1 protein-coding gene is annotated in these 302 nt (G+C 42.1%); it reads left to right on the top strand.

From position 1 onward, the window contains the following. Window positions 1–294 (top strand): restriction endonuclease subunit S (locus P0G09_RS18575; RefSeq protein ID WP_275253407.1); only part of this gene is annotated, 294 nt, incomplete at its 5' end. Between the last annotated feature and the right edge of the window lie 8 nt (window positions 295–302).

The raw sequence follows: 302 nt of genomic DNA, 5'->3' as shown, positions 1-302 counted from the left end.
TACGTCGCAATCGCTTCTCAAAGTGATTGTACCAATCAGGGATTCAAGAGTATTGTCGTAAATGAAAAAGCTGATCCGCTATTTGTTTACTACCATTTGAAGTACAACAAGGACGCTATCGAAGCGATGGGAAGCGGAACCACCTTTAAGGAAGTATCAGGAAAAACGATGAGGGCTGTTAAGGTACGCATTCCCGTAGTTGTCAGCTACCAAAAACGAATTGCTGCTGTGTTGGATAGCCTTGATACCAAAATTGAAAACAACGTAAGGATAAACGATAATTTAGCGGCTTAGAGCTGGAC

Source organism: Faecalibacterium sp. DFI.5.82 (assembly GCF_029076575.1).
GTDB classification, from domain to species: Bacteria; Bacillota; Clostridia; order Oscillospirales; family Ruminococcaceae; genus Faecalibacterium; species Faecalibacterium duncaniae.
This window is presented reverse-complemented; position numbering and strand designations above follow the sequence as displayed.